This is a genomic window from Haloechinothrix halophila YIM 93223 (assembly GCF_000504245.1).
Lineage (GTDB): Bacteria > Actinomycetota > Actinomycetes > Mycobacteriales > Pseudonocardiaceae > Haloechinothrix_A > Haloechinothrix_A halophila.
On the sequence record NZ_KI632509.1, the window covers coordinates 3,855,134 to 3,873,836 of the forward strand.

Sequence of the window (18,703 nt, forward strand, 5' to 3'; positions counted from 1 at the left end):
CAGCGCCCGATCCATCACACACACGCCGACGGGCCAACGAGCGTGCCCACTAGACCTAGGCAGGTGACGGCGGCGGCGGCCGACCACGCTTGCGGTCGGCACGCGGCTGGATAGGGCACCGGCTGGGACCATTCGCTGCAGTCGTGGCCTGAGTGCAACTCGGGCATTCGGTAGCGGAAGCCTTCGGCGGCGTTGAGCAGTCCGTCGACGATAATGGCCGCTTCCTTGTGGTTGCCGGTTCGCGTCATACCGTGCGCGATAATCGCCGAGTCGTGCGCCCATACCGCGCCGACGTGGTAGCCCAGCTGCCAGTACCCGCCAGACTCGGTCGACAGAGTCCGCACGCCGTAACCGGAGTACATGGCCGGCCCTGTCAGGAGGCGGGCGATGCGGGACTCGGCGTCGGCGTCGAGGATGCCGGTGCCGAGGAGGTGCCCGATGTTGCTGGCGAGCGCGTCGACCGCCCTGCCGTCGCGATCGAGTGCAATGGCCGGGTAGGTGCCCTCGTCGGTGGTGACCCAGAAGCGCTCGTTGAACCGGGCGCGAAGGTCGGCGGCCCAGGAACGCCATCTCTCAGCGCCCTTCTCGCCGAACGCATCGAGGAGTTCGGCCGCTCCTGTCGCCGCCTCGTGGGCGTAGCCCTGCACCTCTGACAGCGCGATGGGCCCGGCGGCGAGTCGCCCGTCGCGCCATTGGATCGAGTCGCCGGAGTCTTTCCAGCCCTGGTTCGACAACCCATTGCCGTTACGGTCGAAGTAGGAAATGAAGCCGTCTGCGCCCGCTGAGGCCGCGAGCCAGTCCAGCGCTGCCCTCAGGTTCGGGATGAGCTCGGCCACCTCCTCCCTGGGCATCCCGGCCCGCCATGCCTCTCTCAGCAGGCAGACCCACAATGCGGTTGCGTCGACCGTGCCGTAGTACAGCGACGGCAGCGAGATCCCCTCGCCTGGCATCTCGAAGGCCGAAGCACGCAGCTCATGCGCGATCTTGCCGGGCTGTTCTTCGGTCACCGCGTCATCGCGCGTGCCCTGCAGGCGGGCGAGCACCCGCAGTGTGGAGGCGGCGATTGAGACGTCAACCGGGAGCATCATGCGTGCCGCCCAGATCGAGTCGCGACCAAACAGGGTGAAGAACCAGGGCGGCCCAGCCGCGAGAAAGGCGTCCTTCGGGTGGTCGGGCAGCGCGAGCCGGAGTGCGTGCAGGTCGTCGAGGGCGGTCCGCACCCAGAGCGCCAGGCGCGGGTCGACGCCATCGGTTGGCAGTTCCCAGTCCGACGGCATGGAAGGAGAGCACACGACCAAGCTCGGGTCGTGCATGGTGGCCGACCACGTCAGGACGACCTGTGTGCCGGGTTCGACGCGGAACCGCCATTCAAGGCACAACCGGTCGGGTTCGATCCGCCACTGCCCGCGGTCCGCCGCCAGTTCGAACGAAGCGTCGCCGCTGGTGACCGTCACGCGGTCGCCGACAACGGTGGTCCGCCAGGGCCGAGGCTCGCCTATTCCCGCCTTGACCTCCTGCAACGGCTCGAAGTCCGGTTCGACGACCAGCTGGAGCGTCGCCTCGGCCGCTGTCGCGAGGGCGGATCGGATGACGATCGTCTCACGCATCTGTCCTTCCGCGACAGTGCGGGTGCGCGCCAGGTCGATGTGCGGATCGGGCGCGGCGTCGTCGATGCCGCGCAGGATCGCTCCGAACACGGCCGTGCGTGCGGTGCTCTCGTCGACGGCGATCTCTTCCGGGCGTTCGCCGTTGACGTCGATCCAGAGCCCGCGCAGGAACCGGCGATCGCCGTGGAACAGGCCGTCGATCGCGCTGGTCATCGCGCCATCGGACCGTGACCAGGCCTGAGTCGGCGCGTGCAGGGCTATGACGGCATCGTGCAAAAGCGGCTGGCGGCCGGTACTCATCCCTTGACGGCCCCTCCTGTGGTGTTCGTGATGTGTCGTTGGAAGATGAAGAACAGGACCGCGACCGGGATCGTCATGATCGCCGCGGCCGCGAGTTTGAGTGGGTACTGCGTACCTTGACTGAGCTGGCCCGACGCCAGTGCGGCGACGCCCTTGGTGAGGGTGGTCAGTTCAGGAGACTGGGCTGAGACGATGAAATGGCTCAACTCGTTCCACGACCCTTGGAACGAGAGGATGACGATGGTGATCAGCGCCGGTCGGGCCATGGGCAGCACGACCGACCAGTAGATGCGGAAGGCTCCAGCCCCGTCGATTCGGGCCTGCTCCTCCACCGACCGAGGGATGGACTCGAAGAAGTTCTTCATGATGAACACGCCCGCGGCGTCGACTAGCAGCGGGAGGATCATGCCCGCGTACGAGTCGTAGAGCCCGAGTTGGTTGAGCACAAGGAACTTCGGGATCAGCAGCACGACCTGTGGCACTGCCATGACGGCCACAAGGGTTCCGAACACCAAACCGCGGCCAGGGAACCGCAACCGCGCCAGCGCGTATCCGGCGAGAGAGGCGAAGAAGACGCGTCCAATCGTGACCGCCACGGTCACGAAGGCCGAGTTCGCGAACCACACCGGGAAGTCCGAGTGAGCGAACAGCATCTCGTAAGCCGCGAACGTGAACGTCTGGGGTACCAGCGACACGGCGTTCGAAGCCGCTTCCGCCTCGGTCTTGAACGACGTCGCGATCTGCACCAGGAAGGGCAGAATGTAGATCAGCGCGAGGACGACCAGCACCGTGTACAGCCCGATGTCGCCGATCGATCGTATCGAGCCTGGACGGCGGGCGCGTTGCTTCGGGGTCGTCGTGGCCGACGAGGACTTGGGCGTAAGGGTCGTCGTGGTCACGATGCGCCCCCGTTCTCGCGGGCCGTCATCCGGTATTGCCGCATTCGCCGCTTGGCCACGCCCCGCTCCCGCAGTGCCCAACGCTGGACGACGGTGAACGCGACGATGATGAGGAACAGAATGAAAGAGATCGCCGCGCCCTGTCCCCATCGCTGGTCGGTGAATGCCGACTCATACGACAGGTAGGCGGGGGTCAGGGTGGTCTTGCCAGGGCCGCCCTGTGTGCCGGTGTAGATCTGGTCGAACACCTGCCAGCATCCGATCAGCCCCAGGGTGAGCACGGTGAACAGCGCGGGTCGCAGTTGCGGCAGCGTAATCCTCCAGAACCGCTGCCATGTGCTCGCACCGTCGACCCTGCCAGCCTCGTCGACATCGGGGCTGAGGCTCTGCAGCGCCGCGAGGAAGAGCAGCATGAAAGTGCCGCTGGTAGTGAACACGGCCATGAGGATCAGCGCGGCCATCGCGATCGACGGTCCAGACAACCAATCCCACCACGACACACCGAGGATGTCGGCGTCGGTGAGCACCGCTGGTCCTGCCTCCACCCCGACTGCGGACAACGCCACGTGCACAATGCCGCGTGGGTCGTTGAACCAGTTCGGTCCGTTCATTCCCACCCAGGACAGCACCTGGTTGACCACACCGGTGGATGAGAACAGGAACAGCCACAGCACGGTAATCGCGACTGAGCTGGTGACCGACGGAAAGTAAAAGGAGATGCGGAAGAAAGTGCGGCCCCGCAGCGCCGCGCGGTTGACGAGGAGCGCCAGGAACAGCGACAGCGCGGTCTGCAGCGGGATGACCAGCACCGCGTACCAGGCGTTGTTGCGCAGCGCTATACCGAAGTTTCGCTCGGGCAAGCCGCCGCCACTGGTGATCTCGGCGTAGTTGTCGAAACCAACGAAACCGGTTCCCGCTGAGAACGGGCTGCCGCGACCGGTCCAGTCGGAAAAGCTCACCCACAGTGCCATCAGGACTGGCACGAACAGGAACAGACCGAGGATGACTATGACCGGGAGCGTGAACAGCCACCCTGCGGAGCCCTCACCGCGTCGGGCCACGCTCGTGCGGCGAGACCCGACACGGCTTGACGCCCGTGCGGCGACACCCATCTCAGCCGACCACGGCTTCCAGGTTGTTCTGGACCGTGGTGAGCATCTTCTCGGGGTCGGAGCTCTTGAGCGATTCCAGCTGAGCATTGAAATCGCTGATGACCTCGTCGGCACCGACATCGGTGGGCATGCCGGTCGCATAGTCGGCGCCGTCGAGGAATGCCGTCAAGTCCGGATTGTCGCTGCGCCACTGATCGCCTGCTGATTCGACAGACGGCATGGGTCCGAACGCCGCTGAGAATTCGAGCTGTTGCTCAGCGCTCGTCAGGAACTCGACAAGCTCGAGCGTCGCCTCTTGGTTGGGGCTGTCGGCGGCCATGCCCCAGCAGTTGGTGAACTGCAGCGTGCCCTGCCCTGCTGGGCCCGTGGGGAGCGGCACGACCTGGTAGTTCACGTCAGGGAAGTCGGCTTCGAGCGCACCGGTGATCCAGTTGCCCTCGATGGTCATAGCCGCCTGACCCTTCCCGAACGCCTCTCCGCCCCATCCGGCGCCGAGATCCGTCGCATAGGCGAACGTGCCGCCCTTGAGGTGAGACCGCACGAATTCCAGGCCTTCGATGTTCTCGCTCGACTCAGCCACGGCCTGGGCGCCGTCATCGGTCACCAGACTGCCGCCCGCCTGGGCCATGAAGACGCCGACTCGCTGGTATTCGGGACTGAACGTCAGTCCCGCGCGTTGGCCGGTGGTGAGGGCGTTCGCCGCTGCGTCGAGTTCGTCCCAAGTGGTGGGGATATCGGCGTCGGTGAGTCCAGCCTTGTCCCACAGGTCGGTGTTGATCACCAAGGCGAGGGTCGAGAAGTCCTTGGGGGCGCAGTAGAACTCGCCGTCGACGGTGAAGTTCTCCACCAGCGACGGGTAGAAGTCGTCCCTATTGGACAGCAGATCACCATAGGGCTTGAGCGAGCCGTTGTCGGCGTACCCGGCGATCTGTTCAGGCGCGAGATAGAACAGGTCGGCCGGGGAGCCGGACGCGAATCCCTGCGAGAGCTCCTGAGTCAGGTTGGTCGCTGCCAGCGCGGTGACGTCGATGCCGGATTCTTTAGACCAGGCAGCGACGGCGTCCTCGACGGCGTCCTTCTCTGCGTCGCCGCTCGCGCCGTAGAGCACGGTGAGGGCGGAGTTCGACGAGGTCAGTTCATCGTCGGTGCTGTCTTGAGCGGAGTCGTCGAACCCCGAACCTCCGCAGCCCGAGAGGGCGAAGAATGTGGAGGCGGCCGTGCCCCCTGCGATGAGTGCTCTGAAATTCACGCCGCATCTCCCTTGATAGTGGAATTTGATCGATCTAATTTCGGTTGGAACGGTCAAACGCTAGAGTGCGAAGAAGCCCCCGTCAATGGTGAATGCGGAGAGTCAGGTTGCCAGCACGACGAGTAGCAACGATCGCGGATGTCGCTCGCGAAGCGGGTGTGTCGCGGCAGACGGTGAGCAACGTGCTCAATTCACCGGAAATCGTGCGTGAATCCACGCGACAGCGGGTACGGGCAGCCGTTGATGCCCTCAGTTACTCGCCGAACACCGTGGCCCGCAATCTACGCACCCGCCGCACTTCCACGATTGGGGTGCGGCTCGATGCCTACTCGGGAGGGATCTCCGGCGTGGTCTTGGACCGGTTCGTCCACGCTCTGACTGAGCAGGCTGCCTCCCTCGGCCTGCGCGTCCTCCTATATGTGGCGCGGACGCTGGAGGAAGAGTTGGATCGGATCGACGAACTCGCCGACGGCGCCGAGGTCGACGCTGTGGTCCTTACCGGCACCAACAGCGTTGACTGTCGCGCGGCGCGTCTTAGGAAGCGCAACATCCCCTTCGTGGCATTCGGCCGCCCATGGTGGGCCGACGACGTCGACCGCGCCGGGCATCCGTGGGTCGACGTCGATGGAGCAGCGGGCGTCCGGAACGCTACTCGGAATCTGCTCGCGCAGGCCGGCGAGCGTGTCGCGTTCCTCGGGTGGCCACCCGACTCGGGAACCGGCGACGACCGCGAACGCGGCTGGCGCGAGGTTATCGGGGATCGAGCGGGAGGGTCGTCCGCACCTCGGCTGATCAGTATCGACGGGGCCCCCGAAGGCCAAGTCCAAGCGCGGGCACTGCTGGAGAAGACTGCGGTGGACGCGATCGTCTGCGCCAGCGACGCACTGGCCATCGGCGCTCGTCTCGCGAGCGTGGAAGCGGGAAAGCCAGACCTGCCAATCGTCGGATTCGACAACACCGCCGCCGCCGAGTCATTAGGAGTCTCCAGCATCGAGCAGTTGCCAGAGAAAATCGTGGCCGAGATTCTGGACATGCTCACCGACCAGGCAGCCCCCGCGGTCATCCGACAATCCGAACCCGAGGGGCGCCTCATCGAACCCCGTATAGTCTGGCGCTGACCCCAGCGACCGACCGGTGGCGTCGGACTCGACGACCAGCTCGGCTACTCCGGCGGGCAGGCTTCCGTCCGCCCTCGTTTCGAGCGCACCGATCTGTGTGCTTCCTGCTACCTGGTTCAGCCGCAGCTGGACCTTGACCGGGATCCGGTCAGGGGATCCGACAACAACGCCCTCGCCCGACGGCTACATCTCGGTGACCCCACTCGACGGGGACTGGACCGCATCCAGCGAGGCCTACCGGATCGGGTCGACGCTGCCACCAGTGGCGATGAGCCGACCGGCGAGCCCGTGTGGGACCCGCGGTCCAACCCGGCTGACGATGGGCATGCGATCAAGCAGGAGCTCGGATAGCCGCGTCGACCACGGCTTGCACACGCGCTGCTGCGCCGTTGCCGTGATGCCAGGTGCAGCCCAGGCCGACCGCGGCGACGCGGCCGACGTCGACGACCCGGCTCACAGCCTGCGCCACGGCCTCTTCAGTCGGTCCGCCTGCTGCGGGGAACAGCTGATCAGGCAGATACTCCGGGTTGATCACGTCGAGATCAATGTGCAGGTAGATCGGCGCGCTGGGCAGCACATCGGTAGCCAGCTCGTCGATGGCGATGTGCTGGATCCGTGAGCGTTCGAGGTACGTGCGCTCCGGCGGGTCGAGGTCGCGAGCGTCGACCAGCACAATGGCGTCCTCGGCAACCGGGGTCAGGCCGATGGCCGCAGCGATCAGCTCTGTCCGGTAGCCCGCTATGAGCCGCAACGGTATCCCGCCCAGGTAGCCGGACGTCGATGTCTCCAGTGTCTGCACGTCGCCGTGCGCGTCGAACCACACCACCGACGGTGTCTGACCAGCGCGTTGCAGACCGGCGACAACGGCCAGCGACGTCGTGCAGTCACTCGACATCACCAGTGACCGCTCGCCGCGCCGGGCATTGGCGGCAACCGTGTCGGCGACCGGGCGGTAGAGGGAGGCCATGCGTGTCCACACATCACCGTCGGGCAGCTCCGCCGTGATCGTGCGATCCGGCGACACTGGCGCGTCGAACCCCGACACATACTCGTCGAGGTGATACGGCACCGAAATCGTCTGCATGCGGCAAACGGTAGCCGCGAGAGTGGCCACCGTCATCCGACTTTCCGCGCGCCAAGTGGACCTTGAGACATCGCGGCGGCCAGAGCAGCCACAACGCCTCAAGATCCACTACCGGACGTCGGTCAGCGCCGCCCTTCGCTCAGAACGGGAATCCCGCCGAGCACGGGAACGGCATGGCGTTGGCCGGGTCGAGCGCGTTGGTCACCATGTTCCAGACGTTGGTGTCGTACGCCTCGCCAATGTGACCCACCGGGTCGTGCGGGCACGTCTCCTGGACGTACTTGTTGTCCACCCCTGGCTCCGGCACGAACGACGTCTCGGTGGGGGTGACCATCTGGTCGTTGGTGGAGGTGATGATCGTGTAGGTGACGCCTTGCTGAGCGATCGGGCCGTCCGTGAGCACCTCGACGGCGTCCCCATCGGGGCCGAGATCGGTGCACGCGGCGCAGCCGACGGTCTTGAGCGCCTCGTCGACGAGGTCACGCGAGGTGTCGCCGTACACGTATGCCAGCGCGTAGAGCCCGCCGAACGTGGTGCCGTGCGTCGGCGGCGCGATGGCGATGACCTTGTCGATCTTGTCAGCGATGCCTTGCGTCTTGGTGACGTAGAGGGACTGGAACCCACCCTCCGAGTGGCCGACTATGTCCACTGTGGACGCACCGGTCGTGGCGAGCACGTCGAGGATGAACGCCCTGATCTCCTGCGCCGAGTCGGCGATGGGTCGCAGACCGCCAACGAACGGGAATTCCTCGTGCGCGCCGTAGGTCAGGCTGTAGGTGCAGTAGCCCTGGCTGGCGATCTCGTCCTGCATGACGTTGGTGTCGGCGTTCTTGTTCGCTCCGAGGCCATGCAAGAACACCACCGGGTTGGGGTGCGCGGCGCTCGGCTGACAGTCCGGGTCGTTGACGCCGCCTTCGGCCGCCCGCACCGGCGCGGCGGCGGCCGTGGTGATCACCGCGGCGGTGAGCGCGACACCGAGCGCGCGTCGGACTAGTCGTTTCATGGAATCTCCTTTGTGTGCTGCCGCGTCGCGGCATGGTGACGGCCAAACCCCCTGGTCAGGCCCGTGAAGCGATCAGGAGTACAGCGATGCGACGAGGTCGGCGTAGCGCTGCGCGACGACGTCCCTGCGGACCTTGAACGTCGGCGTCAGCTCACCCGCTGCGATGGTGAACGGCTCGGGCACGATGGCGAAGTCGCGAATCCGCTCCGGCGGGGAGTACGACGCGTTGACCCGCGCGACGTCGTCAGCGATGAGATCGCGCAGTCGCGCATCGGCACGCCATGCGGGATCACCGACGTCGATCCCAGCCCCGGTGACGGCATCCTCGTCGAGCGCGATCAGCGCCACCGGGTACGGACGCCGGTCGCCGAGCATCACCGCTTGTTCGATGAATCGGGTCTGCCGCAGGTCGTTCTCGATGTTCGCCGGGGTCAGGTTCTTCCCTGCCGAGGTGATGATGATGTCCTTCTTGCGACCGGTGATGCTGAGGAATCCGTCCTCGTCGAGCGTGCCGAGGTCACCGGTGCGGAGCCAGCCGTCCACAATGGTCTCGGCGGTGGCGGTCTCGTCGCGCCAGTAGCCGGAGAAGATGCCAGCCGACCGCGCCTGGATCTCCCCATCCTCGGCGATGCGCACCTCTACCCCGCTGACCGGGCGGCCGACGGTGCCCACCCGCCACGCACCGGGGACGTTCGCGCTGATCACCGCAGACGACTCGGTCAGCCCATACGCCTCGTAGACAGGCACGCCGCAGGCGGAGAAGAATTCGACGATCTCGGGCGCGATCGGTGCGCCCCCGGTCAGCGCCTGCTTGATCCGGCTGCCGAAGGCGGCCCGAACCAGGCTGAACAGGCGTTCGTCCGCCGCGGCGAATCGCCGTTCGTTCTCCTCGCTGACCGGTTCTCCCCGTTCCCGTGCCCCACGCACGGCCAGTCCCAGCGCCACGGACTCCTCGAACTCGGCACGCTCCGCGTCGCCACGAGCCGCGACCCGCGCCCGCACGACCGAGTACACCTTCTCGAACAGTGTCGGCACCGACGGCAGATGCGTCGGCGCGACCTCGTTCAGCTCGCCGACGATTCCGTGGATGTCGCCCCGCGAATACGCGATCGTGGCGCCGGTATGCAGGCAGAACAGCTGCAGCATCCGGGTCAGCAGGTGTGCGAGCGGCAGGTAGGCGAACACGACGTCGCCTCGGCCGAGGTCGGTCAGCCCGCGCAGCATCGCCACTACCGCGCTGATGTTGCGGTGCGAGAGCACGCAGCCCTTCGGGTTACCTGTCGTGCCCGACGTGTAGACGATCGTGAACGGGTCGTCCTCGGCCACGGCGACGTCGGGCAGATCCTCCGTGGCTTCGGCATCGCCCGAGTCGATCAGCTCAGCGAGGGGACCGCACCACGTGGTGGCGACGTCGATGCCGAACACCAGCCGCACGTCGGCCAGCTCACCGACCAGCGCTACCTGCTCGGCCGTCTCGGCGATCACCGCGATCGATCCCGAGTCGTTCAGCACCCACGCGATCTGGTCTCGGGTGCTCGTCGGATACACCGGAACGCAGATCGCCCCGATGCGGGTGATCGCCAGGTCGCAGACCGTCCACTCCGCACGCGTCGCGGATTGCAACGCCACCCGGTCCCCCTGCCGCACGCCTGCCGCGTGTAGCACTCGTGCGACGCGGGTGACGGCCTCGTGCAGCTCGGTGAAAGTGCGCTTCGCCCAGCCGCCCTCGACTGGTATCCGCTGGGCGACGGCGTCGCCGAACCACAGCGCCGACGCCTGGGCGAGGTCGGTGAGCACGCCGGATTTCACTGGCTGTGCCGCACGGTCGGTCGGCATCGGCATTCGCTGCCTCCGGAGCTGGCTTCGGCGGGCGGTATGCGCTGCACGCTAGGAGCTGGATCACACCCTGCCCAGGCTTCGCGCTGGATTCCGTGCAGCGTCCGAACTCGCTCGCCAAGGGTTGTCACCACGCCCAAGGAACGGGTCTCACCTGTCACCGCACCTGCCTACGGACTGGTGACCTGCCAGAATCCACGAATGGAGTTCGCACCGGCGCCGCGGTCTCGGCTCAGCGCCGCGCTGTACACCCGCGCGACGGCACGCATCACCCAGATCGCGGAACAAGCCGTTGACCAGTTCGTCGCGGAGATACCGTTCTATGCCGTGCTGCCGACCGACGTCGTCCACGGCGAGACGACCGAGTCGGTCACGGCGGCGCTGTCGGCGTTTCTCCGCGCGCTGCGCGACGGCACCGCGCCCACCTCGGAGGAGCTGGCGATCCCGCTGGCAGCGGCGGCCCATCGCGCGCAGGAGCACGTCCCGCTCGCCGTGGTGCTCACCGCGTATCACATCGCCGCGCGTGTCGGGTGGGAAGCGCTACTCGACCTCGCGGAACAGGACGAGCTACCCGAAGTGCTCGCGGCGGGCAGCCAGGTGCTGCGCTACCTGCAGGGTGTCGTGCCCGCCGTGGCCGACGTCTACTTGGAGGAACGCCAGGCCATCCACGGCGAGGAGCGGGAAGCCCGCCGCGCGCTGGTGTCAGCGCTGCTGACCGGCCAGCCCTCCGCCGCACTGGCGGAACGCCTCCAGATCGACCTCGCCCCGGCCTACGCCGTGCTGCACCTCCACGTGCTGACCGGCGCCGGCGACGGAGCGTCGGCCAGGTCGGCGGTCGCCGCACGCAGCCGCGCTCGGCGGATGCAGTCCGCACTGGACGAGTTCGTCGGTCAGCCCGTGCTGAGCGCTCTGGACAGCAGGGGCGGAACCGCGCTCATCCCCGCCACCGGTGAGACGACGTCCGCGGTGCTCGCCGACGTGCCGAGGCTCGTCGCGAGCATCGCGGACGCGATCGGATACGGCGTGATCGCGGGGGCCGCGCTCGCCGAGACCGTCGACGCGGTGCCGCAGGCTGCCGGTGAAGCCGGCGAGGTCGCCACGCTCGCCGCGCGGCTCGGCCACCCCTCCGGCTTGTACCTGCTGGACGACCTGCTGCTCGAGTACCAGATCACCCGGCCGGGCGCGGCCCGCGCACGTCTGGCAGGGAAGCTGGCGGAGTTGGCCGAGCACCCCCATCTGCTCGACGCCCTGCGTAGCTGGGTGGCCCAGGAGCACAACCGGCGGCGTGCCGCGCGAGACCTGCATATTCACCCGAACACGCTCGACTACCGGCTCAGCAGGGTCGGCCAGATCACCGGCCTCGACCCGCAGCAAGCCTCCGACGCCCGGATCCTGGCGGCCGCCTTGCTGATCCACACCGTCACGAGCGAGTCTGACTAGCGCCGCGTCCGCGAGTCCCGGGACAGTGCGAGAACGTCCTGCCGCTGAGCTAATGTGCACGTCCCCACCTCCCGGCGCTCACCCAGCCGAGGTGGCATACCGTTGTCTGGTGCGGGATCAGACACGACGGGGGTCGCTGCGACGTCGCGCAGCGGACGCGATCTTGAGACATCGTGGCGATACGGATCACCAAAACGCCTCAAGATCGACAGGCGCCACCGCACGCGCCGTCACGACGTCGAGAACACGCGCCGTAGTGGCACTGGGCGTGCTCATCGCCTGCGTCGTGCTCGCGTTCACCGCGCCAATCCCCAGCCCAGCCGAGGTGCGGGCGATGGCGGTGGCGGCCGGACCGGCGGCGCCGTTGCTGTTCTTCTGCGTGTACGCGGTCTGCGTAGCGCTGCCGCTGCCACGGACGGCGTTCAACCTGGCCTCCGGGCTGCTGCTCGGCAACGCACTCGGCATCGGCATCGCGCTCGCCGCGACCATGACGTCGGGCGTGCTGGGCTACGCCATCGCGCGACCCATTGGCACTCGGCTGTTCCACCGGCACCTGGACCACGACGCGGTGCGGGCCGTCGACGCGAAGCTCACCGGCGGCGGGCTCTTGGGGGTCGCGTCACTGCGGCTGATTCCGGTGATCCCGTTCGCCCCGATGAGCTACTGCTGCGGGTTGTCGTCCATCCCGCTGCGCCCGTACGTGCTCGGCACCGCGCTGGGCAGCGTGCCTGGCACGGCGGCGGTGGTGATCCTCGGTGACGCGCTGACCGGCCAGACCCCACCCGCGCTGATCGCGTGCTATGCCGCGTTCGCTCTAGTCGGCGGATTCGGGGTGTACCGGATCGTGCGCACCTCACCTGCGGGGGTAACACCGGCACCCGCGACCGCGACACGCTCGAATGAGTGAGTGGCGGGTGACATAGGACCGGCGAACGCTCGCCAGTACACTCGATCGGGCGCTCGCAATGCTGTCCTGCGGCGGTGTCACCCCCGCGCCGTGGTGACACGCGGTAGCGGCACCCGAGGCACAACATCCTTAACTCTGGCGCGGAAACTCTCTCGCTAGGAGCGTTCGTCATCGAAACAGGGCAACTGGTAGCTGGGCACTATCGGCTCGTCGAGCACATCGGCAGTGGCGCGATGGGCGTCGTGTGGCGCGCCGTCGACGAGCGACTAGAGCGATCCGTCGCGGTCAAGAAGGTCGTAGGCCAGCAGGGACTGTCCGAGGCTGACCGCGCCGACCTGCACCGGCGCGCGATGCGCGAGGCCAAGATCGCGGCCCGGCTCCAGCACCCCAACGCCATCGTCGTCTACGACATCACCGAACACGAGGGCGATCCGTGTCTGGTGATGGAGTACCTGCCCTCGCACAGCCTGTCCCAGCTGCTCGCCCAGCACGGCACCATGCCGGTCGCCGAGGCGTGCCGCATCGGCGAACAAATGGCTAACGCCCTGGTCGCCGCGCACCACGCCGGGATCGTTCACCGCGACGTCAAGCCGGGCAACATCCTCATCGAGGAGTCCGGTGTGGCGAAGCTCACCGACTTCGGTATCTCCCGCGCGCAGGGTGACATCACGCTCACTCAGACCGGCCTCGTCGGCGGCACGCCCGCCTACATCGCGCCAGAACTGGCGCGCGGCGCCGACCCGTCGCCGTCCTCCGACGTCTTCGCGCTCGGCGCGACCCTCTACCACGCGATCGAGGGCCAGTCGCCGTACGGCAGTAACCCGAATCAGCTCGCGCTGCTGCACACCGCCGCCAGCGGCAAGATCAACCCGCCGCGCGTGGCCGGGTCGGCGACCGCGCTGCTGATGGCGATGCTGCGCCCCGAGCCGGGCGACCGGATCAGCATGCAGCAGGCCTCGGAACGCCTCGCCGCGATCGCATCCGGCGGCGGCGTGCCCGCTCCTCCCCCGCCGGTAACGCCGAACCAGCCGCCGAACGACCCGCACCAGCCGAGCAACGGCCAGAGACCGCCGTGGCAGCGCACGGCCGTGGCGCCCGCCGCCACACACCAGCCCGCACCGCAGCAGCGGCCCCAACACGGCACCGCCGCCTTCACCGCCGTGAACGGCGCTCACGGCATGAACGGCGCGACCCACACCGAGCACCAGCCAGGCCCGCCGCCAGGGCAGCGGCAGACCGGCGAGCGGGACGGGAACGACCGCAAGCGCACCATCGCGCTCGTCGCGGGTATGGTCGCGCTGCTCGCGCTCGTCGGCATCTCATTCGCGCTGCTGTCCGGCGAGGACGACCAGCCGGGCACAGCGGCGCCGAACCAGGGCGGCGACCAGGCGACGACCGCCCCGCCGACGACGACCACCGAGCCGCCGGAGCAGACCCAGCCGCAGGCCAACGCGGGCAACGAGCCGATCCCGTGGGGACAGGCAGGCCAGCTCGTCATCGACTTCTACACCTTCCCTGACGGGATGAGCAGGTCATGGGACATGCTCACGCCGCAGGCGCGGGCCGAGTTCGGCAGCTACGAGGAGTTTCAGGATCACTGGTCGGAGTTCAGCCAGGTCTACGCGGAGAAGGCCGTAGTCGTAGGCGGCGAGTACAACGACGACGGCTCCGTCACGATCAGCACGACGGTCACCGAACTCGAGGGTGACGACCAGAACGTCGAGCGCAGGCAGCTGCGGGTGGTCCGCTCCAACGGGTCGCTGCTGATCGACTCCGACCCTCGCTGAGGTCGACGTAGGAAAACCCGCGCATTTGCCATACGGTTGATGTATGGCGCGTGAACAGCCCGACACTGGCCCGCACTCGCGGTTCACGGACGACCTCATCGGCCTCGACCCCGATGACCCTGAAGCGCGCGCCTTCGCGGCGCACCTGGACCGGATGGAGCGCAGCGGGCCCAACTTCACCATCGAGTCCTCGCTGGCAGGCGTGGCCGACTTCGCGGAGTCGACGAACCGCATGGACGGCGTGCGCAGGCATTTCGCCTGGCTGGTCGTCACGCTGATCCTTCTCGGCGTGCTCCTCGGCGCGTGGGAGACCTTGCGCTTGGCCCTGACCTGGCTCGCGGGCTGATCCTGCCCGGTACCGTGGCTGACATGGAACCAGTTGTCGGCGCTACCCCCAAAGTCGTCAAATCCGACGAAGAATGGCGGGAAGAACTCTCGCCAGACGAGTACAGCGTGCTCCGCCAAGCGGGTACGGAACGCCCGTTCACCGGCAAGTACACCGACACCACCACGGTCGGGGTCTACTCCTGCCGAGGCTGCGGTACCGAGCTGTTCACCAGCGACACCAAGTTCGAGAGCCACTGCGGCTGGCCGTCGTTCTACGACCCCGCCGACTCCGACGCGGTGATCACCCGGGAGGACCGCAGCCTGCCTGGCCGTCCGCGCATCGAGGTGCTGTGCGCGACCTGCCACGGCCACCTGGGGCACGTGTTCGAGGGCGAGGGTTACGACACGCCCACCGACCAGCGGTACTGCATCAACTCCGTCGCGCTGACGCTGCGCCCCGCCGACGACTGACCGCGCTGGGCCGGTCCCGCTACCACCAGGCGGCGGGATCGGCCCCCGCCGCGTGCGGGCCGTGCGTCCAGCGTGGCGGCGCGGCGGGCACCGTGCCCGGCATCCGCACGTGCGTGACCGTGCCGATCGCGGACGGCGTCTCGGTGAGCAGGTCATCATGTGGCGCGACGTCGGCGCCCGCGGTGCGGCCGAGCGAGTCCAGCCAGGCCGCCGTGTGCGCGAGCGCCAGCCTCGCCCGCCACGAACCGCCTTCGCGTGTCCGCCTGTGTAGCAGCGTCATCGCGGCAGCCGCCGCGAGCCAGCCGGTCGCGTGGTCCAGCGCCTGTGCGGGCAGCGCAGCTGGGCGCGTCACGGTGCCGCACTCGGCAGCGATGCCGGTGGCGCACTGCACCAGGCTGTCGAAGCCGCGACGGGTCGCCCACGGGCCGCGCCAGCCGTACGCGGACAAGGCCACGCTCACGATGCCAGGCCGCAGTGCCGCGAGCGTTGCCGCGTCGAATCCCTTCGCGTCCAGCGCACCCGGCCGGTAGGAGTGCAGCACGACGTCCGCCTGGCTGATCAACCCCCGCAGCCGGTCGCGGTCCTGCTCCGCGCGCAGGTCGAGATGAGCGGAGCGTTTGCCGAACCCGGTATCGGCGACAACCGGCGGCAGGTCCGGCAGATGCGCCGCCCCGATGTGCAGTACGTCCGCGCCGTGTGCCGCGAGCACCCTGCCCGCGACCGGTCCCGCGATCACGTGCGTCAGCTCCACCACCCTGACCCCGGCCAGCGGCCGATCCCCCGGCGGTAGCGGCGCGGCGGGCGCGTCGCCGAGCCGGTCGATGCCGATCAGGGGCGCGTCCCGGACCGCATGGCCCTGCGGATGCGTCGCCCACTGCTCGGCGGTCCGCACGGCGGCCGCAGCGCCGCCCTCGGCGATGACGGCCTCCTGCACGTCCCACGCCGCCCAGCGCGCCACCTCGGCCTCGACGGCCGAGCGGTCCTCCGTCACGCCGAGCGCGCGGCAGGCGGCGCTGGCGTGGTGGGGATAGTTGCCGTGCAGCCGGACCCAGCCGTCCGCCGCCCGGTAGAGCCCGGACAGCGGCGCCCACAGCTCCCAGTCCTGCCTGCCGTCGACGGCGACGTGCTGCTCGCTGCGAAACGCCGTCGCCGCGTGGCGGGTGTCCACGCTGATCGGGCCGGGGTCGATGCCACGTGCCCTGAGCAATTCCGCCGCTGCCGACGTCGCGGCTGCCACGGTCGCGGTGGCGGCGTCGGTTACCCGGAACGGGCCGGGCAGGGCGTCCTCCGGACCGGTAACGGCGACGTGCGGCGGGTCAACGTCGAGTGCCCGCGAAACGGTGGCGAGCGCGCGACGCACTTACGGCAGGCCGGTGACGAGGTCGGCGGCGGCGACCCGGGTGCCGGTGTAGAACGGCACCTCCTCGCGCACGTGCCTGCGCGCGTCGCTCGCCCGCAGCGCGCGCATCAGGTCGACGATGCGGTACAGCTCGTCGGCCTCGAACGCCAGCATCCACTCATAGTCGCCCAGTGCGAACGACGCCACCGTGTTGGCGCGCACGTCCGGGTAGTCGCGGGCCTGCATGCCGTGCTGGGCGAGCATCGCGCGGCGCTCCTCGTCGGGCAGCAGGTACCACTCGTAGGAGCGCACGAACGGATACACGCAGACGTACTTGCGGGGCTCCTCGTCGGCGAGGAACGCGGGGATGTGGCTCTTGTTGAACTCGGCGGGCCGGTGCAGCGCGGCCTGGCTCCACACCGGCTCGGACGCGCGGCCGAGCGGGGTGCGGCGGAAGCCGGTGTAGGCGTCCTGCAGCTGCTCGATTTCCTCGGCGTGCCACCAGATCATGTAGTCCGCGTCGGCGCGCAGGCCCGCGACGTCGTACACACCGCGCACCGTGACGCCTTTGCCGTCGAGCGCGTCGAGGTACTGCTGGGTCTCGGCGGCGGCCGGTCCCCTGTCGTCGGCCAGCGTGCCCGGTCGCACCCGGAACACCGACCACATGGTGTAGCGGATGGTCTCGTTGAGCTCGCGGATGCGGGCGGCATTGGGATTCGATTCGGCCATGGTTCTAGTCTCCCACCAGTGCGGACGCGGGCAGCAGTTGGTCGGCGAGCTCGTGGGCCGCGGCACTCGCGGTGGCCACGCAGGCAGGGATGCCGACGCCGTGCCAGGTGGCCCCGGCGAGCGCGATCCGGCCCAGCGCGGCGACGTGCCGCTCGATGCGGGCGACGCGCTCGGGGTGGCCGACGCCGTACTGCGGCAGCCCACCGCCCCAGCGGCGCACGGTCGCGGCGACGGGCTCCGTAGTGATGCCGGTCAGCTCCGCGAGGTCCGCGCGGACCCTGCGGATCAGCTCGTCGTCGGTGGGGCGCAGTGCGTCGGGGTCGCCGAAGCGGCCGACAGAGCCACGCAGCAGCACCGGGCCGCCATGGTCGCTGTCCAGGTGCGCCCATTTCCGCGAGGAGAGTGTGAACGCCTTGGCGGTGAACGGCGTGCCGTCGTCCCACGTCTCTCCGGCTCCGATGAGGATGCCGCTCGCCTCGGGCAGCGCGGTGCCGGACGGCAGCGCCAGCGCGACGACGGCCATCGAGGCGAGTTCGACGTCGGCGAGGTCGGTGGCGGCGTTCTCGTCGCCCGCGCTGGCGAGCAGCTTGCGGGCGGCGGGCGCGGGGACGGCGAGCAGCACGGCGTCGCAGTCCTCGCTCCGGGTACCGGCGTCGGTGGTGACGGACAGGCGCCAGCCCGTCTCGGTGCGATGCAACTCCCGCACCATGGCGCCGGTGACGACATCGGCGCGGGCGGCGTCGACGAGCGCGTCGACGAGGACACCCAGCCCGCCGGGCAGGGTGCCGAACACTGGCGAGTCGCTCGCGGGTGGCAGCAGCCCGGCGACGGCCTCGGTGAGCGAGGCCGTGCCCGCGTCGATCCGCTCCGCCAGCGCGGGCAGCACCGCGCGGAGGCCGAGCGAGTCCGCTCCCCCGCCGTAGACACCCGCCAGTAGCGGGTCCACCAGCCGGTCGACCAGTTCGTTGCCGAACCGCTCCCGCAGCAGCGCGCCCAGCGAGACGTCGTGGCCCGGCAGCGTCGGCGGCGGCAGGGTGGGCTCGGCGGCCACCGCCGCCACGCCGTCCTCGGACAGCACCCCGGCGACCTGCGCGGCCGAGGCGGGAATGCCCATCAGCGTGCCGGTCGGCAGCGGGGCGGTGCGCCCGCCCGCGCGGACACGGGGCCGCATCGACGTCGGATGCACCACCCGGTCACCGAGGCCCAGCTCCTCGGCCAGCGCGACGGCTTCCGGCCTGCGGACCAGGAAGGCTTCGGCGCCCACGTCGACGGCGGCGCCGTCGGTGCCAGCCAGCGTCTCTGTGCGCAGCTTGCCACCGGGCCGGTCAGCGGCGTCGAAGACGGTGAGTTCGGCGTCGTCCCCCAACGCCTGCCGCAACCGGTAGGCGGCGGTGAGTCCGGAGATCCCGGCCCCGACGACGGCCACCTTCATGCCCGGCTCCCGCCGCGTCCGCGCTGGCGAACGCTGTCACCGCGTCCGATGCGGGGAAAGCGT

Annotated in this window: 16 protein-coding genes; 6 read left to right on the forward strand and 10 right to left on the reverse strand. The window is 68.9% G+C overall.

Features of this window, described 5'->3' with window-relative positions; all coding sequences use genetic code 11:
- Positions 1–14: 14 nt before the first annotated feature.
- From AMYHA_RS17660 to AMYHA_RS17675, 4 genes are read right to left on the reverse strand one after another with little or no spacing between them, the layout of a single operon-like run.
- Positions 15–1,907 (reverse strand): glycogen debranching N-terminal domain-containing protein, encoded by a 1,893-nt coding sequence (locus AMYHA_RS17660; protein ID WP_034272671.1) that lies wholly within the window; start codon positions 1,905–1,907, stop codon positions 15–17.
- Positions 1,904–2,806 carry a carbohydrate ABC transporter permease gene (locus tag AMYHA_RS17665; protein ID WP_196777039.1) on the reverse strand — a complete coding sequence of 301 codons (903 nt, stop codon included), beginning with the start codon at positions 2,804–2,806 and terminating at the stop codon, positions 1,904–1,906. Before AMYHA_RS17665 ends, AMYHA_RS17660 begins: the two co-directional genes overlap by 4 nt.
- Entirely contained in the window at positions 2,803–3,867 is a 1,065-nt protein-coding gene (locus AMYHA_RS17670) for a carbohydrate ABC transporter permease (protein WP_231104792.1), read from the reverse strand. The genes AMYHA_RS17665 and AMYHA_RS17670 overlap by 4 nt, the downstream gene beginning before the upstream one ends.
- A 52-nt stretch (positions 3,868–3,919) precedes the next feature.
- Positions 3,920–5,167, reverse strand: a complete 1,248-nt coding sequence (locus AMYHA_RS17675; RefSeq protein ID WP_034272677.1) for a sugar ABC transporter substrate-binding protein — start codon at positions 5,165–5,167, stop codon at positions 3,920–3,922.
- A gap of 107 nt (positions 5,168–5,274) precedes the next feature.
- Between AMYHA_RS17675 and AMYHA_RS17680 the strand changes: the two genes are divergently transcribed.
- The gene (locus AMYHA_RS17680; RefSeq protein ID WP_196776928.1) at positions 5,275–6,285 is read left to right on the forward strand and encodes a LacI family DNA-binding transcriptional regulator; all 1,011 of its coding nucleotides are present in this window, start codon (positions 5,275–5,277) and stop codon (positions 6,283–6,285) included.
- A gap of 331 nt (positions 6,286–6,616) precedes the next feature.
- On the opposite strand, the gene AMYHA_RS17685 is transcribed toward AMYHA_RS17680, so the two are convergent.
- The 3 genes from AMYHA_RS17685 to AMYHA_RS17695 all read right to left on the reverse strand — a co-directional run bounded on the left by AMYHA_RS17685 (position 6,617) and on the right by AMYHA_RS17695 (position 10,214).
- A complete protein-coding gene (locus tag AMYHA_RS17685) occupies positions 6,617–7,369 on the reverse strand; it encodes an arginase family protein (protein ID WP_034272683.1) in 753 nt (250 codons plus the stop codon).
- 139 nt (positions 7,370–7,508) lie between these two features.
- Positions 7,509–8,372, reverse strand: coding sequence for an esterase/lipase family protein (locus AMYHA_RS17690; protein WP_034272686.1), 864 nt, complete (start codon positions 8,370–8,372; stop codon positions 7,509–7,511).
- A gap of 72 nt (positions 8,373–8,444) precedes the next feature.
- Positions 8,445–10,214, reverse strand: a complete 1,770-nt coding sequence (locus AMYHA_RS17695) for an AMP-dependent synthetase/ligase (RefSeq protein ID WP_051400049.1) — start codon at positions 10,212–10,214, stop codon at positions 8,445–8,447.
- 195 nt (positions 10,215–10,409) lie between these two features.
- Here AMYHA_RS17695 and AMYHA_RS17700 point away from each other — a divergent pair, with 195 nt between their 5' ends.
- The 5 genes from AMYHA_RS17700 to msrB all read left to right on the forward strand — a co-directional run bounded on the left by AMYHA_RS17700 (position 10,410) and on the right by msrB (position 15,140).
- Positions 10,410–11,648: a PucR family transcriptional regulator gene (locus tag AMYHA_RS17700; RefSeq protein WP_034272688.1), complete on the forward strand. Its 1,239-nt coding sequence runs from the start codon at positions 10,410–10,412 to the stop codon at positions 11,646–11,648.
- 256 nt (positions 11,649–11,904) lie between these two features.
- Positions 11,905–12,555 carry a TVP38/TMEM64 family protein gene (locus AMYHA_RS17705; protein WP_034272690.1) on the forward strand — a complete coding sequence of 217 codons (651 nt, stop codon included), beginning with the start codon at positions 11,905–11,907 and terminating at the stop codon, positions 12,553–12,555.
- Between the two features lie 185 nt (positions 12,556–12,740).
- Complete coding sequence (locus AMYHA_RS17710) at positions 12,741–14,342, forward strand: serine/threonine-protein kinase (RefSeq protein ID WP_084037350.1); 1,602 nt, start codon at positions 12,741–12,743, stop codon at positions 14,340–14,342.
- 43 nt (positions 14,343–14,385) lie between these two features.
- Positions 14,386–14,688 carry a hypothetical protein gene (locus AMYHA_RS17715; RefSeq protein WP_034272694.1) on the forward strand — a complete coding sequence of 101 codons (303 nt, stop codon included), beginning with the start codon at positions 14,386–14,388 and terminating at the stop codon, positions 14,686–14,688.
- A gap of 23 nt (positions 14,689–14,711) precedes the next feature.
- Entirely contained in the window at positions 14,712–15,140 is a 429-nt protein-coding gene (msrB, locus tag AMYHA_RS17720) for a peptide-methionine (R)-S-oxide reductase MsrB (RefSeq protein ID WP_034272696.1), read from the forward strand.
- A gap of 19 nt (positions 15,141–15,159) precedes the next feature.
- Here msrB and AMYHA_RS17725 read toward each other — a convergent pair whose 3' ends face one another.
- The 3 genes from AMYHA_RS17725 to hemG are packed head-to-tail and all read right to left on the reverse strand — an operon-like array spanning position 15,160 to position 18,640.
- Positions 15,160–16,500 (reverse strand): CoA transferase, encoded by a 1,341-nt coding sequence (locus AMYHA_RS17725; protein ID WP_034272698.1) that lies wholly within the window; start codon positions 16,498–16,500, stop codon positions 15,160–15,162.
- Positions 16,501–17,208 (reverse strand): hydrogen peroxide-dependent heme synthase, encoded by a 708-nt coding sequence (gene hemQ, locus AMYHA_RS17730; RefSeq protein WP_034272701.1) that lies wholly within the window; start codon positions 17,206–17,208, stop codon positions 16,501–16,503.
- Between the two features lie 4 nt (positions 17,209–17,212).
- Positions 17,213–18,640 (reverse strand): protoporphyrinogen oxidase, encoded by a 1,428-nt coding sequence (gene hemG / locus AMYHA_RS17735; protein WP_034272703.1) that lies wholly within the window; start codon positions 18,638–18,640, stop codon positions 17,213–17,215.
- Positions 18,641–18,703: the final 63 nt, after the last annotated feature.

What these genes read in the sequence shown, in the direction of transcription:
- AMYHA_RS17660 (WP_034272671.1), bottom strand. Translation starts at nt 1,907, where the DNA reads ATGAGTACCGGCCGCCAGCCGCTTTTGCACGATGCCGTCATAGCCCTG.
- AMYHA_RS17685 (WP_034272683.1), bottom strand. Translation starts at nt 7,369, where the DNA reads ATGCAGACGATTTCGGTGCCGTATCACCTCGACGAGTATGTGTCGGGG.
- AMYHA_RS17690 (WP_034272686.1), bottom strand. Translation starts at nt 8,372, where the DNA reads ATGAAACGACTAGTCCGACGCGCGCTCGGTGTCGCGCTCACCGCCGCG.
- AMYHA_RS17695 (WP_051400049.1), bottom strand. Translation starts at nt 10,214, where the DNA reads ATGCCGATGCCGACCGACCGTGCGGCACAGCCAGTGAAATCCGGCGTG.
- AMYHA_RS17700 (WP_034272688.1), top strand. Translation starts at nt 10,410, where the DNA reads ATGGAGTTCGCACCGGCGCCGCGGTCTCGGCTCAGCGCCGCGCTGTAC.
- AMYHA_RS17715 (WP_034272694.1), top strand. Translation starts at nt 14,386, where the DNA reads ATGGCGCGTGAACAGCCCGACACTGGCCCGCACTCGCGGTTCACGGAC.
- msrB (WP_034272696.1), top strand. Translation starts at nt 14,712, where the DNA reads ATGGAACCAGTTGTCGGCGCTACCCCCAAAGTCGTCAAATCCGACGAA.
- hemQ (WP_034272701.1), bottom strand. Translation starts at nt 17,208, where the DNA reads ATGGCCGAATCGAATCCCAATGCCGCCCGCATCCGCGAGCTCAACGAG.
- hemG (WP_034272703.1), bottom strand. Translation starts at nt 18,640, where the DNA reads ATGAAGGTGGCCGTCGTCGGGGCCGGGATCTCCGGACTCACCGCCGCC.